The following is a 16,500-nucleotide window of genomic DNA, read 5'->3' as shown; positions in this document are numbered from 1 at the left end:
AGGGGAATGAACCATGGGAGAGATTAAAGTACCGGAATTAGCAGAATCAATTTCTGAAGGAACAGTTGCACAGTGGCTAAAACAAGTAGGAGATTTCGTTGAAAAAGGTGATTATATCGTTGAACTTGAAACAGATAAAGTTAACGTTGAAATTACAGCTGAAGACTCTGGTGTGCTAACGGAACTTCTTGCTGGCGAAGGCGACACAGTGCAAGTTGGTGAAACAATTGCACGTCTTGAAGCGAAAGAAGGAGCTTCAGCACCAGCAGCACCAAAAGCTGAAGAAAAACCAGCAGAGGAAGCACCAAAGCAAGAAGCGGCTCCAGCTCAGCAAAAAACTGTTGAAGAAGTAGCGCCAGCAGCTGAAGCGCCTCAGCAAGGAAACCAAAAACAATGGCTAATTGCTTCTCCTGCAGCTCGCAAAGCAGCAAGAGAACGCGGAATCAAGCTAGATCAAGTACCAACTACTGATCCTCTTGGCCGTGTGCGTAAACATGATATTGATTCATATGCAGATCAAAAATCAAATGAGCAAAAGCAGCAGGCACAAGCAAGTAAGCCAGCTAACCCGGTATCTCCGTCTCCAGCGGCAAGTGAAAATAGCGACAAACCTGTTGAACGCGAACGTATGTCACGTCGTCGTCAAACAATTGCCAAACGTCTCGTTGAAGTTCAGCAAACAGCGGCTATGTTGACAACGTTTAACGAAGTAGACATGACGGCTGTTATGGCTCTTCGCAAACGACGCAAAGACAAATTCTTTGAACAGCACGACGTAAGACTTGGCTTTATGTCATTCTTTACAAAAGCAGTAGTAGCAGCACTTAAAAAGTATCCATTATTAAATGCTGAAATTCAAGGCAACGAGTTATTAATTAAAAAATTCTATGATATCGGTATTGCTGTGTCAGCTCCAGACGGTCTTGTTGTTCCAGTTGTACGTGATGCTGACCGTAAAACATTCGCTGGTATCGAAGGATCTATCGTTGATTTAGCGAAAAAAGCGCGCGACAACAAATTAGCATTAAAAGATTTACAAGGTGGAACGTTCACAATTACAAACGGCGGCGTATTCGGTTCATTAATGTCTACACCAATTTTAAACGGACCTCAAGTTGGTATCTTAGGAATGCATAAAGTTCAGCTTCGTCCGGTAGCAATTGATGAAGATCGTATCGAAAATCGTCCGATGATGTACATTGCACTTTCTTACGATCACCGTATCGTTGACGGCAAAGAAGCCGTAAGCTTCCTAGCTACTGTTAAAGAACTATTAGAAGATCCAGAATCTTTATTACTAGAAGGTTAATAAAAAGAACCTGCTATTCTCTTAGAGAATAGCAGGTTCTTTTTATGTTCGCTTAATGCCTGCAACATAAGCAGGACCCAAAAAAGTCATGCTAGCGAGTGTCAGAGCCATTTCTCGCGGTGACTGCTTCATGCCTTGTTCTAGCCAGTGCTGAATGATTCCAAGGTGCGCTGACGTTACATAAGCCATTAAATGTTCAAGTGGAACAAGCGGAGACGTTTTATTATCCATAAGCTCTAATTTTTCCAGCATATTGGTTTTCATCACCTCTTTAATTTTAAGATGAAATCCAGGATTTCCTTTTGGACCAAGCATAACCTGCATAAAACGCGCATTTTCTTGAATATATTCAAAAAGTGCAATAATAAACGGTAAAGGCTGTTCTTTCAAATTAGCAGACACAATCTCATTTGGATTTGCTTTTTTGATAAATTCTTTTATCTCTTGAATGACTTCATTTTCGCTTTTTTCAAGCAAATCGTATTTGTCTTGGTAGTGTAAATAAAAAGTTCCGCGATTAATATCCGCTTTTTTCGTCAAATCCCTGACCGTGACGCCTTCAAACCCTTTCTCCTCCATTAATTCTGTCAAGGCATCTCGGATAAATCTTTTCGTTCGAATAATTCTGCGATCTGTTTTTGAATTCCCCACAGCTTTTAAACACCTACTTTTTTCTTTAATAATGAACAGTTATATGCTTTGTGTTAAGTAATCGACATTCCCGCTATTATTGCATATTGAGAATACAGATAAATTCATTATAATTTACATAGTGATCACTAATCAACACCATGTACATTATCTTTTCGTTAACGTGTATATCCTTAAAACATAAAGGGGAGATCTATATGAAATTAGGTAATCAAAAGCTTATATATTTTTCACCAATTATAGTAGTAGCTGTTATTTTTATCTTTATTCTAACCTTAATTCCTTCAGCAAGCTCAGCACCTAAGAATTTACCAATTGCATTCGTAAATGCTGACGAAGGAATGACAGTTCCAGCAAAGGGTAATGTAAATATAGGAAATCAAATGGAACAAAATATGAAACGGGCAAGTACTGAACAATCTTTAGTTAAATGGATTTTTGTCTCAAATACTAAAGAAGTGGAAAAAGGCTTAAATAATCAAAAATACTATGGGGCGCTTATCATTCCAAAAGATTTCACCAAAAAACAGGCGACTCTTCAGACGGCTAAGCCTGATGCACCTGCTATTAGATTGTTAGTGAATCAAGGAATGAATACAGCTGCTTCAGCACTAGCAAGTCAGGTGCTAAACGGAGCAGTTGATAAGATGAATGAAAATATGCGCTTGCAGCTAGTGAAAAGATTTGAACAAAACGGAACGCAACTAAGTGCAAGCCAAGCATTAGCACTCGCTGCACCGATTCAAAAGACAGTGATAAACGTAAACGAAACAGGGACTCATAGTGTCAACGGAAATGCCCCCGTTTCATTATTTCAGCCTCTGTGGATGGCAAGTATAGCCGGTGCTGCAATGGTCTTCCTCAGCCTTCAAAAAATCACGTTTTCTTCTCGTAAAGAGAAAATCGTTAACCAAGTAGGGTTCATAGTCATCGGGGCTATACTTGCTTTAGCTGCTGGTTTCGGGCTCGTGTGGCTGGCTGAAGTAGTTGGAATAAGCGTTCCTTCATTTTTGGATACAGCACTATTCTTAGCTATTGCTTACTTCAGTTTTTTCACCTTGATATCAGCCGTACTTTCATGGCTAGGACTAAAGGGACTTCCGATTTTCGTTATTGTTCTATTTTTTGGCGCACCTTTGCTTTCAATGGCCCCAGAAATTATGCCTGATTTTTATAGAGAGTGGATTTATCCGTGGCTGCCAATGAGATTTATGGTAGATGGGGTAAGAGAACTATTTTTCTTTGGAAAACATCTGACATGGAATCCTTCTGTATCTGCTCTAGCTCTTATTTCTTTAGTAAGTTTGTGTGCTCTGTTTGCTTCTGCTTTACCTGCATCTTCTGTGAAAAGAGAGGAGTCTCGCTCAATATAAAAAATACTGTAACTGAATGAAAAGGAGAGATAATGATGAATCCACAAATCTTAATCGTTGGTGCCGGCCCTACTGGCCTCGTTATGGCCTACAATTTAGCCAGACATAACATTCCTTTTCGAATTATTGACAGAAGCGCCGGGCCTGGGCAAGCCTCCCGGGCAATGGCTATTTTACCGCGAACCCTTGAATTTTATCAGCAGTTCGGTTTTGCAGATGAAGTCATAAACCGCGGGATTAAGATGGAAGATGTATACGTCCGAGTGAAGAATAAAATAAAAGCAAAAGTTCATCTAGGACCTTTAGGAGAAGGGTTAAGTCCTTTTCCTTTTGTTCTTACATTTCCACAGGATGACCACGAGCGGTTTCTGCTTGACAAATTAAAAAATCTTGGGATTGAAGTAGAATGGAAGACGGAGTTACTATCTCTAGCTGAACACGGAGAAGGGGTAAAAACTTTATTAAAAGCCCAGCAAGAGGAAACTGCTTATTTTAAGTATATTTGTGGATGTGACGGAGCACACAGTACAGTTCGCAAGCAAATGCAGATAGAGTTTAAAGGAGAAAAATATAAACAGCATTTTTATGTGATGGATGTTCACGGCTCTGGTGAAGTGATGAAGGATCAAAAAATCAGTATTTCATTTAGCAATGAAGAATTTTTGATTTGTATGCCTGTTAGAAGTCAAGGAACGTATCGAATGATTGGCATTATTCCTTCAGCTTTTGAGGATCAAAACGATGTAAAAGCTGAAAACATTCACGCTTTTATTCAACGAACATTTGGTGCCCAGGTTGAGGGTATAAATTGGTTCTCGACATATCATATCCATCACAGAGTAGCAAGTCGTTTCAGACAGGGACGTATTTTTCTAAGTGGAGATGCAGCCCATATTCATAGTCCTGCAGGCGGACAAGGAATGAACACAGGAATTGGAGATGCAATCAACCTTTCATGGAAATTAGCAGCTGTCCTTCAACGCAAAGCGGCACTTTCCATATTAGATACATACGAAGAAGAAAGGTTGCCTTTTGCAGAGCTGCTTGTAAATACAACTGATCGCGCTTTTAAGCGAATGGTGGGACGAGATAAAACGAGTCAATTTTTTAGGAAGCATGTCTTTCCGCCTGTACTATCCTTTTTATTTCGTTTCCCTTATCCCCGTCACAAAGCATTTACGATTTTATCTCAAATCCGCATTAAGTATCGAAATAGTGACTTAAGCAGCGGGCAAGGGACAAATGTGCAAAGTGGTGATCGATTACCTTATGTAGAAAGGAATTTTGAATCTTTACAGTCTTTAAACTGGCAAATACATGTCTATGGAACAGCAGCAGAGAAGCTAAAAAAGAGCATGCAAGAAAAAGACTTCTCCTTGCACGAGTTTTCTTGGAACCCTTACTTGAAGAAAGCAGGGCTTCAAAAAGATGCTCTGTACGTTATTAGACCGGACGGATACATTGGTTTTATTAGCAGCGAGCAGCGTATAGATCTGCTTCATCAATATTTGAATACGCATAAAATCCTTCCTTTTACAAACGAATAATAACGCGAATAAAAAGCTAAGACAGCATGATTTTAGCTGAAGGAAAATTGGATCGATGAATCGAGATTTTTCAAGAAAAATCAACTTTATTCGGATTTTTTTATGTTGATGGTAAACGTATATCTCCTCTGTTTAGTTTATTCTCGTGCTTGATTAGAGGACTCCTGCGGGAAAAGCGGAACAGGTGAGACCCCGCAGGAGCGCAAGCGACGAGGAGGCTCATCGGCCGCCAGCGGAAAGCGAAGCCTTGCACGGAAATCAACAGCGGTGTAGCGAGCAGTCAAGCTCATTGCCCCCATTTGTTCATCTTTAGATTGAATTGATTTTGTTATGTCTCAATCTATTTATTTTTGTTTACAATTTCGAAACAACTTGGAGATGTTTTTGGGAAAGCTGTTTGATAAGATAGACAAAGAGAAATATCAAATGAAAGTACGTGATACATTGAATAAAAGGATTTTAGTAGTTGATGATGAAAAAAGTATTGCTACAGCGGTATCTTATGCTTTCAAGCGCGAAGGATATATTGTAGACACAGCATCTGACGGTGAAGAAGCACTTGAAAAAGTAAAAAGCTTTCAACCTGACGTGATGATATTAGATGTGATGATGCCGAAATTAACCGGCTACGAAGTATGCCGAAAACTTGAGAATCGAAGAGGAATGGGGATTATCTTGTTAACGGTTAAAAATGACATCGTCGATAAAGTTCTAGGTTTAGAGTTAGGCGCAGATGATTACATGACCAAGCCGTTTGATGTAAGAGAACTTGTAGCTAGAGCTAAAGCACTTGTTCGGCGAATGGAAAAAAATGAAGCTCCTGAAGCTGTGGGAGAAATCACGGTGGGAAAAGTGAAGGTGAACTTAATTCAGCGCACGTTACATGTTGCCAATGAGTTAGTAAAGCTTACACCAAAGGAGTTTGATCTTATTGCTTTATTACTTGCCAATTTAGAGAGAGTGTACACACGAGAAGATTTACTAGATCTTGTCTGGGGAATGGACTATGCAGGCGGTACACGTACGGTAGACATTCACATGCAGCGCCTTCGAAAAAAAGTAGGAGCAGCAGAGCCTTATTTGCTTCAAACGGTATATGGGATTGGATATAAAGCGACAGCAGGGATCAATGAATGAAAATCAGCCTAAAAGCTAAGATGGGGCTCGTTCTTGCTTTTTTAATTATTTTAACAGTAACCGTACTGAGCGTACTTGTGTTAAAAGGAATTGAGACAAATCAGCGTGATCAGCTAGAAAGTGAACTTATTCAAAAAAGCAAAGCAGCCGAGCAGACGATTCGTCAAAGTTATGTAACCGGTGACACGTCTTTGAATACAGATTCTTTTCTTCAGCAAAAAGGACAGCGTCTTGCCTCTTCGATTGCATCACAAAGCGGAATGCAAACAGTCCTATATAATCAAAAAGGACAGGAAGCAGGAAGCTCTATTCCCATCGGCCAAAAAGATGTGGATGTTTCTGACACGCTTAGCTATGCTTTGAAAGGAAAAATAGCTTATCAAATCTCGGGTTCTTCCCTTATTTACTTTGCACCTGTGTCAATCGATAATCAATTTATTGGAGCCATTCGTTTTGACCATTCCCTCAAAAATAATCAACAGTTTATAGCTGATATTAGGCACTTATTTCGTATGGGAGGAACGATTGCAGCAGCAGCAGCTTTTTTAATTGGCTACGCTTATTTTTACCGCATTGCTTCGCTCATCGCTACGCTTCAAAAAACTTCACAGCAGATTCGAAAAGGCCATTATTTAACTGATGTGCCGTTCAAACGACGTGATGAACTTGGAGAGCTCAGTCAAGGCTTGTTTTTTATGAGTACGTCGATTGAAAAAAATATCGATCAAATGAATGAAGAAAAAAGAAAGCTTGAGTTCGCTATTTCGAAACTGCAGTCTCTCGAACAGCAGCAAAAGCAGTTTATCGGTAACATCAGCCACGAATTTAAGACGCCTTTAACATCGATCAAAGCTTATGTTGACTTACTTGATATGTATCGAGATGATCCTCAGCTTATGGAAGACGGCGTGCAAAATATTCGTAAAGAAACGAATCGCCTTCATGAAATGGTAGATAAAATCTTAAAACTTTCAGCGCTTGAGAAATATGATTTCGAGCAGCGGCCAGAGAAAGTTGAATTGAAGCGGCTTATAGAAGACATATGCGATCGTATGAAAGGAAAAGCAGCTAAATTTGATTTGACTCTTCATACAAATATAAAAGAAGCAGTTGTTTGGGCTGATCGTGAAAGCTTAATACACATTTTTATCAATTTAATTGACAATGCTATTAAATATAATGAACCAGGCGGAAAAGTGGAAGTAACGTCTTACACTTTAGAGAATTCTATTATTGTGGATGTAGCTAACACCGGAATAGGGATTCCACCCGAAGCAGAAGAGAAATTATTTCAACCATTTTTCACCGTAAATAAAGATCGGTCGCGTTTATCCGGAGGTACAGGCCTTGGCTTAGCATTAGCCAAAGACTTAACTGAAAAGCAAAAAGGCGTTATCAAGCTGCATCATTCTGATTCTAAATGGACGATTTTCAAAGTGTCGTTTCCTTTGAAAACAGAGAAATGAGTTAGCTAAAAGGAGTGAACCGTTATTGAAACGGTATAGATTAATGATATGTATAGCAAGCACTTTTCTTATTTTAACATCGTGCGGACAAGAAGAAAGCCATAGAGAAACCATTGAAAAACCCGACAAGAAAATTACTGTATTGGACCAAGTAGATAAAGATGGAAAAATAGAAGTGAAAGACGTTCAGGATATTAACGGCGTAAGGGCGTTTCAATTTTTAAACGAAAACACAATGATTGTTAGTAAAGAAAATAAACAATTTCGTTCGCACGATTTCGGTCCCAAAGAAGTATATGCACAGAATTTAGCTACTTATAATCTAAAAAACAAGTCTACTTTTGTGTTGCATCCAAGCAATGAAATTCAACATGCGGCGAAGCTTTCTCCGAACGGTGAATATCTTTTTTATAAAGTAGCAAAAGGCGAAGATACATTTGGTTATATGATGAACCTTCAAACAAAAAAAACAGTTAAAATAAAGAATGTTCTGCTCTATCCATCAAGCGGAGAGTGGCTTAATAATTCAGAAGTAATGTTTATTACAATGGAAGGAAAGCTTTCTAAAGCAAATGTAAAAGGAGAAGCAGAACCTCTGTTGCACAGAGACGATCGAATCTTAGATGCAGTTAAAGGAATAGGTGGCATTTATTATATTGGTGTAAACAACAAGCTGTTTTTTCTTCATAACGAACAGACGGACCCTGAAAAAATCCGAGATAATGTGGTTTCTATTATCCCGTCTCCAAACGGAAAACAATTAGCGCTCGTTCAGCAAAAAGATGCCCAAACGAGAACGCTGTCTATCACAGATTTAAAAGGATCAGAGGCCTTTCAGCTTGCTCTGTCTACTCAAATTTTTGGTGTAAGCTGGTCTCCCGACGGTTCGAAATTAGCTTATAACTTTATTTCTGAAAAAAAGGGAGATAAAGGGATATTCATAGCAGATGGATTAACAGGAGATGTTACACACTTAAACCTAAATTTAGACTATGCTGCTGATCAGCTTGCTTGGAGTCAATCAGGAAATAAACTAGTTGCATCGAGCTTTACGCAAAATCAAGTTCATACGTATATTATCTTTTTGGAATAGACTGCTTAGGCAGTCTATTTCTATTTTTTCACACCTTGAATTTTTTTAAGAGTGTTTACAAGTTTGAAACAACTGAATAACAGACAGAAACATTTATATTTTATCCTTTCTGTATAGGCTTTTGTAGCGCATCAAAAGCCTATACAGAAAGGAGTAAGACATCATGAAATACTTTTTATTTATTTGTTCTTTAGCTTTTACGCTGATGATAGCAGGGTGCGGAACAAGCAATTCTTCATCAAAGCCTGCCAGAGAATTCACAAAAAATGGACAGGCTCAAAAACTAGAAAGCCCATCAGCTTCTTCATCTTTAACGAAATCTAATGTAGACGAAACAGTGGTAATAGCCAATCCAGAATCGGTTACGGCTTTAGTTAATAAAAAGCATCAGCTTCCTGAATCCTATCAGCCTTCTGATTTAGTCTATGCCGACGTTCCGTTTATCTTCAACGAAAAAATAGAAAAACGAATGCTTAGAAAGCCTGCGGCACAAGCGCTTGAAGAACTTTTCGGAGATGCTGAAAAAGAGGGAATCAGCTTACTTGGTGTATCCGGTTATCGATCTCACGAGCGTCAAAAAGAGCTTTTTGCATTTTACGCAAAGCGAGACGGTGAAGAACAAGCACGCACCTATAGCGCCTACCCTGGAACAAGTGAACACGAAACGGGACTAGCAATCGATGTCACGGGAGGAAGCGGAATGTGTGCTGCAGCAGACTGCTTCGCTGATACACCAGAAGCTCATTGGCTTTCAAAAAATGCGTATCAATACGGATTCATTATTCGATATCCTGAAGGTGAAGAGCAGGTTACCGGCTATAAATACGAACCATGGCACCTTAGATATGTAGGGAAAAAAGCAGCCGCATCCATTTTTAATCAATATGCAACGTTAGAAACCTATGCAAGTAAGAAAAAAGCTTAATCAAAAGTTCTATAACTGGAGAACGAAGAAAAATCAAAAGTCAGGTTTATCACTCTCACATATGATACAAACTGATACTATAACATGCTTGCTATAGAGGAAGGGTATCAATGTATAAAGATATTGCGATTGAACTGATATGTGGATTTTTAGCGCTATTTATTATGCTGAAGCTTTTAGGTAAGACGCAGTTTGCTCAAATCACTCCGTTTGACTTTATTACAACGCTTGTCCTGGGAAATATTGTGGGGGATGCAGCTCTTGAAAAAGGAGTAGAGTTAACTGAAATTCTTTATAGCATTTTGATTTGGGGGCTTCTGATCTACGCAGTGACAAAGCTATCTCAAACCTTTACAGGATTTAGAGGAATTCTTGAAGGAAAGCCTTCAATGATTATTTATAAGGGGAAAATCCTTTATAAAGAGCTTAGGAAAAACAACTTGGACTTGAATCAGCTTCAGCATCTAATGAGACAGCAAGGGTATTTTTCACTGTACGAAGCAGAATACGTCATTTTAGAAACAAATGGAGAGGTGAGCGTCGCTCCTAAACACGAATTCAGCCCTCCAACGAAAAATGATTTAAACATTCCTTATTCTCAAACCAATTTACCTATTGCTTTAATTATGGATGGAAAAGTAGTGCCTGGTAACTTGAAAGAAGCAAACGTAGATGAAAAATGGTTAAAAAAACAGCTTGCAATCAAAAAAATTAAAAAATACAGCGAAGTTTTTTATGCTGAATGGCAGCAAGAGCGAGGGCTGGAAATAACAAAATTTTAAAAGAGGCTGAGACATAACTAAATTCATCTCATCTAAAGACGAACAAATAGGAGAAATGAGCTAAATCGCTTGAGACACCGCTGTTGATTTCCGTGCAAGACTTCGCTTTCTGCGGGGTCTCACCTATTCCGCTTTTCCCGCAGGAGTCTTCGTCTTGCCCTCCAATCATCAGCTAAAAGCAGTCACATACATAAAACCTGTGTTCACCCTATCAATAAAAAAATCCGAACGAGTTAGATTCTTTATCAAGAATCTCAATTCATCGTTCGGATTTTCCTTTAACTAAAATACTTTTGTCCTAGCCTCTCCTAGCTTCCTTTTAGCATCTTAGCAAAATCTTCAATCGTTGTAGAATACGTGACGTACAGACGAGGAATAAGATAGTTTTCATTCTTTTGTCCGCTCTCAGTGAAAAATTTTGGAATCGTTGAAAGACCAAATGTATAATTCTTTTTTGTTTCTTCCACCACGCGGCTATTGAACTTTCCATAAGGGTAAGCAAGAGCAATAACGCGCTGGCTCGTGATGGCTTCAATTTTTCGTTTTGAATCAGCTAGCTCATAGGATACATTTTTCGTCTTAGTTAAATCCGGATGAGTAGCGGTATGAGACTGAATGGAAAAAAATCCTGAATCAACAAATTTTTTTAAATCGGCTGGCGACAAACGGTTGGGACGGCCGATAAAATCTGAAATCACAAAAATTGTAGCCGCTGGATGAAATTGAGGGCTGGCTGCTCTTTGAAAAATAGGCAAGATAGTAAGATTATTTTTATATCCATCGTCAAATGTAATAAATATAGGTTTTTTCACACGCTTTAGTTCCTGCCATTTTTCAAATGTTAGCGGCGTATATCCTTGCTTTTTGAGATAAAGAAGTTGTTTCTCAAAATTTTCAGGCGTCACATACAGTTCTTTTTCCCCGTGGCCTGTGTAGGCATCAATAGAATGGTAAATCAGGACGGGCACTTTCACTTGGCTAAAAGCGGGGGAAGGTAAAATAACAGTTAGCACTAAGATAACAAAAACCGAAATTTTTCTCATAACAATCCTTTCTGTTGCACAGTGGTGACGAGACTGTTTTAGTATGTCAAAAGAAAAGGAATGTATAAGCCAAGCTTTCTTTTTTACAAATATAAGCCTTCTTTTTTAAATATTTTATGCAGAACCAAATGCTCAGCAGAGTTCACAACTGCAAACTGTTTTTTAGAAAGAGAATGGGGAGAAAAACGCATTAGCTTAGTAAAGTCTGGTGGCAGCGTAGTAGATGAAACATCAGTAGAGAGTATAGGGGCAGACAAAGGTGTTTTCGAGCCGATGTGAAAACCCCAATCTCCAAAAGAAGGAATAATGGTGTGGTAGCTCAACGTATAAAACTGAGAAGCTTTCATCGTCTTATTAATGCTCCAAAAAACGATAGGTGTGTCTCTAGGAGAATTTGACTGACACACGACCAAGCAGCTGCGCGATAGTGAACGTTGGAGAAGTGCGTAAAATTCTTTTGTATAAAGAGCACTTATTTTTTTGTTAGTAGGATCAGGGAAGTCAATAATGATGATGTCATAACACGCTGAATTCAAAGAGAGGTAGTCAATAGCATCTTGAATATGAACGGTGACACGAGAATCTTCAAATGAGCGTTGATTTAACTTCTTTAATTCTTCTACATTCATCGCAGCATTTACAACGTCAGCATCTATTTCCACAAGGTCTATTTCTTTAACTTCTTTATATTTAAGGACTTCTCGTAAAGCTAAACCATCTCCACCGCCTAGAATAAGAATGCGGTTAGGACGTAAGGAAGCTGCAAAGATAGGATGTACAAGAGCTTCATGGTACGCATATTCATCTAATGAACTAAATTGCAGCTGTTCATCCAAATACATTCGAATATCAGATGCTTTGATCAACTGAATATCTTGAATACAGTTTTTTTGATGAAACAAAACGTCGTGCTGGCCTGATAAGATCTGCTGTAGACTAACGTGATCTGAGTCATCTCCACGATTGAGAAGAAGCGTGCTTTCAGCATGCTGACGATTTTTTGTTGGAGTTTCGATGTGTTGAATTCCCCGAGAAATCGAATACACAACAGCTTTTTTTGAAGCTAATTGCTTCAGCAACGCATAACCGATTTCAATTATTTCTTTGTCTCCGCACGTATAAAAATCTAATGAAGCGTAGTTTTCCTCTGGCCACGTATGAATAGACAAGTGAGAGGTAGCTAATACGAGAATCCCTGTAATGCCTTGGGGCGTAAACTGGTGAAAATAACAGTGCAAAACTTCCATCTCTGCATCTAATGCAGCTTCAACAAGAATTCTCCTTAAGAGTGAGGGGTCGTTTAATATCACTTCATCGCATTCGAACGCATCCATTAGCAAGTGTTTGCCTTTAATATCCACTACTTCAGCCTGCTTTTTGAGCATTATTTTCACTATCTTATGAAACTTTTTAGAAAAAGGAAACGTAAGCACGTTATTTTATGGATATTTTCGGGAAATAACTAATTATCTTTCCATAGAGAAGAAGCTGGGAAAACCTATTTTCGTTGAAAGGAGATCCGAACAATCAATCGAGATTCTTAACGGAGAATTCAACTCGTTCGGATTTTTTCATTGTGATGGTGAACGTAGATTTACCGTATGTAATAGCTGTTAATTAGAGGCAAGGCGAAGACTCCTGCGGGAAAAGCGGAACAGGTGAGACTCCTCAGGAGTGTAAGCGACGAGGAGTCTCATCGACCGCCGGCGGAAAGCGAAGTCTTGCGCGGAAATTGACAGCACTAGCTCACTTATCCAATTTGTTCGTCTTTACATTTGATTGATTTCGTTATGTTTCAATCTTTCTGCTCTTTATCAGTATTAAACCAGCCTTTTCGCTTGAACCATAGAATTAACCCCAGCGTTATCAGTCCCATGAAGCCAAGCACAAAGAAATAGCCATAGTGCCACTTTAGCTCAGGCATATTTTCAAAATTCATTCCGTATACGCCAACGATAAAGGTAAGGGGAATAAAGATAGATGAAATAACAGTCAGTGTCATCATGATTGAATTCATCCGGTTTGAATTAAGAGAAAGATAATTATCGCGCATATCAGACGTCATTTCCCGATTTGATTCAATCATATCGGCTAATTTTAATAAGTGGTCATAGACATCTTTAAAATACCTTTTTTGTTCAGGATGAACATCTAGGCGTTCAGAATTTATAATACGGTACAATAAATCGCGCATAGGCAAAATGGTTCTTCTGATTTTCAGCAAATCACTTCGAAGTTTGAATACATCTTCCATTAAAACAGAGATCGATTTTTTTGCATCTATGTTTTCTATATCATTCAGCTCATCTTCAATCTGATATACAGTGGGGAAATATTCATCTACCACTTTATCCATCACAGAATACGCAAGATAGCTTATCCCTTTTTCTTGAATCGAAGGTGTATGAAGCAGCTTTTCCCATACTTTATCAATTGCAGCTGACGGGTGAAAATGAAAAGTAACCACATAATTTTCGCCGATAAAAAGGTCAACTTCTTCAGCTTCTAACGTTTGACGATTTAACGAGTGAAGGACAAAAAAACTGTATCCTTCATAATAATCGAGTTTTGGGCGCTGCAGAAAATGAAAGCAATCTTCAATCGCTAACGGATGAAAGTGAAAGGATGATTGAAGCAGCAGCGCTTCTTCTTCCGAAGGGCAGTTAAAGTCAATCCAATAGTACTGAATAGAGGGATCGTGAATCTGATCTAATTGTATATGTTTCACAAGTTTGTCATCGTTCGTAAGAGCTAACGTTCGTATCATTTGAAAACTCCTTTGTGTTTTTATAGCTATTTTCAATGTAGCATAAAATCATAAACTGCACGTATTTTAAAAAATAATTTTCTTTCTTCTCTTTTTATAAAACTAGTAAGGGTGAAAAAGTTGAATTATAATGATAGTAGTAGCTGGTATGGAAAGGGGAATCGTTTTGAATAAAAATGAAGCACTTCGAATGTTTTTTTTAAAGCATGCAGATCAACTGACGGAAGAATGGTATGAAAGCATTGAAGACAATGACCCAGAATCGGTTTATGCATCTACTCATCCAGAAGTCATTTCAGTATTAAAAGGTCAAAATAATGAATTTCATTTATACATAGCCGATGTATTTATAAAAAGTGAAAAAGAATTTTTTGATTCATTTGAAACGTGGATTTTAAAGATTGCGGAAGACGGAGAGCATGTAAGAACGCCTATTCATTATATTATTCGAGAATTTTTCCGAGTTAGAAAACAGTATTTAACGTATTTAAATCAATTTGTAGAAGAGTACGAGCAAGATATTACGCAAGAAGAACTAGACGAATGGAACGAATTAATTGTACGCGTGTTTGATATCACCGTTTATAAATTTGTAGAAGAGCACCATCAGCATTCAAAGCGGTTGCTTGAAGCACACAAAGAGTTGATCAATGAGCTGAGCTCGCCAGTTATTCCATTAAGCGATCATATTGCGATTCTTCCGCTTGTTGGGGATATCGACACAGCAAGAGCGCGCCGCATTTTAGAAAATACGTTAACTCGCTGCGCTGAACAGCAAGTGAATCACCTTTATATTGATATTTCAGGAGTAGTTATTGTCGATACGATGGTTGCTCATCAGATTTTCCAGCTGATTGATGCATTAAAATTAATAGGTGTAGAATCAACTATCTCTGGGGTACGTCCTGAAATCGCAATTACCGCTTCTCATTTAGGTTTATCGTTTGAAAATATCTCAACAAAATCAACCCTTGCTAACGCGATGGCTTCACGTATGAGGAAATAAAGCAAACAAGAATTACTTTTAATTCTTGTTTTTTTATTCCAATTCATACTTGACATATAGGTTAAAGAGGTATTATGATTTTACTAATTTAATAAATAAAAAGAGTCGTATTACATACGCTAATATAAAAATGCATCTCTGTAATTAACGGACAAGAATTGAACAAACAATATGAAAACGCTTTATATAGAATACGAGAATATTTAGGAGGAAATAGAAATGAACATCTTATGGTTTTTCCCTACAGCAGGCGACGGACGTTATCTAGGCACAACCGAAGGAAGCAGAACAAGCGACATTCACTACTTAAAGCAAATCGCACATGGACTGGATTATCTAGGATATGACGGCGCTTTGTTGCCCACTGGTTCAAATTGTGAAGATTCATGGGTGATTGCATCAGCACTTGCTTCCGTTACGAATCGACTGAAGTTTTTAATTGCACTTCGCCCAGGTGTAATGTCTCCAACACTTTCAGCACGGATGGCTTCGACATTCGATCAAATGTCAAACGGCCGACTTATGTTAAATATTGTGACGGGAGGAGATCCCGTGGAGCAAGCGACGTACGGTAACTATTTAAGCCATGATAAACGCTATGAGTTAACAGATGAATTTTTAACGATTTGGCGAGATGTAATGGAAGGAAAAAAAGTGGACTATAAAGGAGAACATGTTGATGTAACAGGCGCGTACATTCCATCGCCTCCTATCCAAAAACCGTATCCTCCGCTGTACTTTGGCGGATCTTCTCCGGCAGGAAAAGAAGTAGGAGCAAAGCATGCAGATGTATATTTGTTATGGGGAGAGCCGCCCGCAGTGATTAAAACAAAAATTGATGAGATGAAAGAAAAAGCTGCAAACGAAGGCAGGGACATTCGCTTCGGTATTCGCCTGCACGTTATTGTAAGAGAATCAGAAGACGAAGCGTGGGAATCTGCAGATAAATTAATTAAACATGTTAATGATGATACGATCAAAGCGTTTCAAGATAAGTTTGCCTCATTTGACTCCACTGCTCAAAAAACACAGTCAAGTTTGCACAGCGGCACAAAAGATCGAGGTGCACTGGAGATTGCTCCGAATCTATGGGCGGGCATTGGCTTAGCACGAGAAGGAGCTGGAACTGCTCTTGTTGGAAGTCCTGAAATTGTAGCGGATCGGTTAAAAGAGTACAAAGAGCTAGGAATTGATACGTTTATTTTATCAGGCTACCCGCATCTAGAAGAAGCATATACGTTTGCTGAGCTAGTATTTCCACATATTCAAAAAGAACGAAGCAAGAGATAATTCTTGCTTCGTTTTTTTGAATCGCAAAAAAATAAATACCCCAGTTGACTTATAGGAATTATAGGTGTATTATAAAGATAGTTCATTTAGTCAGAAAATTTGTGATAAAGG

At 38.5% G+C, this 16,500-nt stretch carries 16 protein-coding genes; 10 read left to right on the top strand and 6 right to left on the bottom strand.

The genetic code is table 11. The features are described from left to right. The first annotated feature begins 13 nt into the window (after positions 1 to 13). Positions 14 to 1,309, top strand: coding sequence for a 2-oxoglutarate dehydrogenase complex dihydrolipoyllysine-residue succinyltransferase (gene odhB / locus LJC66_RS15420; protein ID WP_230932949.1), 1,296 nt, complete (start codon positions 14 to 16; stop codon positions 1,307 to 1,309). A 42-nt stretch (positions 1,310 to 1,351) separates the two neighbouring features. On the opposite strand, the gene LJC66_RS15415 is transcribed toward odhB, so the two are convergent. Beyond that, positions 1,352 to 1,960, bottom strand: a complete 609-nt coding sequence (locus LJC66_RS15415; protein ID WP_195696666.1) for a TetR/AcrR family transcriptional regulator — start codon at positions 1,958 to 1,960, stop codon at positions 1,352 to 1,354. Positions 1,961 to 2,157: 197 nt separating this feature from the next. On the opposite strand from LJC66_RS15415, the gene LJC66_RS15410 reads away from it, so the two are divergent. After that, on the top strand, positions 2,158 to 3,333 hold the full coding sequence (locus LJC66_RS15410) for a YhgE/Pip domain-containing protein (RefSeq protein ID WP_230932948.1): 1,176 nt from the start codon (positions 2,158 to 2,160) through the stop codon (positions 3,331 to 3,333). Positions 3,334 to 3,365: 32 nt separating this feature from the next. Next, the gene (locus LJC66_RS15405) at positions 3,366 to 4,880 is read left to right on the top strand and encodes an FAD-dependent monooxygenase (RefSeq protein WP_230932947.1); all 1,515 of its coding nucleotides are present in this window, start codon (positions 3,366 to 3,368) and stop codon (positions 4,878 to 4,880) included. Between the two features lie 137 nt (positions 4,881 to 5,017). On the opposite strand, the gene LJC66_RS15400 is transcribed toward LJC66_RS15405, so the two are convergent. After that, positions 5,018 to 5,164 (bottom strand): hypothetical protein, encoded by a 147-nt coding sequence (locus LJC66_RS15400; RefSeq protein ID WP_230932946.1) that lies wholly within the window; start codon positions 5,162 to 5,164, stop codon positions 5,018 to 5,020. Positions 5,165 to 5,324: 160 nt separating this feature from the next. Between LJC66_RS15400 and LJC66_RS15395 the strand changes: the two genes are divergently transcribed. The 5 genes from LJC66_RS15395 (at position 5,325) to LJC66_RS15375 (ending at position 10,283) form a co-directional block, all read left to right on the top strand. Then, positions 5,325 to 6,017, top strand: coding sequence for a response regulator transcription factor (locus tag LJC66_RS15395; RefSeq protein WP_230933714.1), 693 nt, complete (start codon positions 5,325 to 5,327; stop codon positions 6,015 to 6,017). After that, positions 6,014 to 7,483 carry a sensor histidine kinase gene (locus tag LJC66_RS15390; RefSeq protein ID WP_230932945.1) on the top strand — a complete coding sequence of 490 codons (1,470 nt, stop codon included), beginning with the start codon at positions 6,014 to 6,016 and terminating at the stop codon, positions 7,481 to 7,483. The genes LJC66_RS15395 and LJC66_RS15390 overlap by 4 nt, the downstream gene beginning before the upstream one ends. 25 nt (positions 7,484 to 7,508) lie before the next feature. Next, a complete protein-coding gene (locus LJC66_RS15385; protein ID WP_230932944.1) occupies positions 7,509 to 8,576 on the top strand; it encodes a TolB family protein in 1,068 nt (355 codons plus the stop codon). A 163-nt stretch (positions 8,577 to 8,739) separates the two neighbouring features. Beyond that, a complete protein-coding gene (locus LJC66_RS15380; RefSeq protein ID WP_230932943.1) occupies positions 8,740 to 9,501 on the top strand; it encodes a M15 family metallopeptidase in 762 nt (253 codons plus the stop codon). A 110-nt stretch (positions 9,502 to 9,611) separates the two neighbouring features. Next, positions 9,612 to 10,283 (top strand): DUF421 domain-containing protein, encoded by a 672-nt coding sequence (locus LJC66_RS15375; RefSeq protein ID WP_230932942.1) that lies wholly within the window; start codon positions 9,612 to 9,614, stop codon positions 10,281 to 10,283. Between the two features lie 28 nt (positions 10,284 to 10,311). Here LJC66_RS15375 and LJC66_RS15370 read toward each other — a convergent pair whose 3' ends face one another. The 4 genes from LJC66_RS15370 to corA all read right to left on the bottom strand — a co-directional run bounded on the left by LJC66_RS15370 (position 10,312) and on the right by corA (position 14,093). Then, positions 10,312 to 10,452 (bottom strand): hypothetical protein, encoded by a 141-nt coding sequence (locus LJC66_RS15370; protein WP_230932941.1) that lies wholly within the window; start codon positions 10,450 to 10,452, stop codon positions 10,312 to 10,314. A 139-nt stretch (positions 10,453 to 10,591) separates the two neighbouring features. Further along, on the bottom strand, positions 10,592 to 11,326 hold the full coding sequence (locus LJC66_RS15365) for a polysaccharide deacetylase family protein (protein WP_230932940.1): 735 nt from the start codon (positions 11,324 to 11,326) through the stop codon (positions 10,592 to 10,594). Positions 11,327 to 11,409: 83 nt separating this feature from the next. Beyond that, complete coding sequence (locus LJC66_RS15360) at positions 11,410 to 12,711, bottom strand: polyamine aminopropyltransferase (protein ID WP_230932939.1); 1,302 nt, start codon at positions 12,709 to 12,711, stop codon at positions 11,410 to 11,412. A 410-nt stretch (positions 12,712 to 13,121) separates the two neighbouring features. Then, positions 13,122 to 14,093, bottom strand: a complete 972-nt coding sequence (gene corA / locus LJC66_RS15355; protein WP_195696674.1) for a magnesium/cobalt transporter CorA — start codon at positions 14,091 to 14,093, stop codon at positions 13,122 to 13,124. 130 nt (positions 14,094 to 14,223) lie between these two features. Between corA and LJC66_RS15350 the strand changes: the two genes are divergently transcribed. Continuing rightward, the gene (locus tag LJC66_RS15350; protein WP_372586380.1) at positions 14,224 to 15,099 is read left to right on the top strand and encodes an STAS domain-containing protein; all 876 of its coding nucleotides are present in this window, start codon (positions 14,224 to 14,226) and stop codon (positions 15,097 to 15,099) included. 219 nt (positions 15,100 to 15,318) lie between these two features. Then, positions 15,319 to 16,389: an FMNH2-dependent alkanesulfonate monooxygenase gene (ssuD, locus tag LJC66_RS15345; RefSeq protein ID WP_230932938.1), complete on the top strand. Its 1,071-nt coding sequence runs from the start codon at positions 15,319 to 15,321 to the stop codon at positions 16,387 to 16,389. Positions 16,390 to 16,500 lie beyond the last annotated feature (111 nt).

The sequence above is a fragment of the Priestia sp. TSO9 genome, assembly GCF_021029645.1.
Lineage (GTDB): Bacteria > Bacillota > Bacilli > Bacillales > Bacillaceae_H > Priestia > Priestia megaterium_E.
Note: the sequence above shows the minus strand (reverse complement) of the source record. Positions and strands in the feature narration are given on the sequence as shown.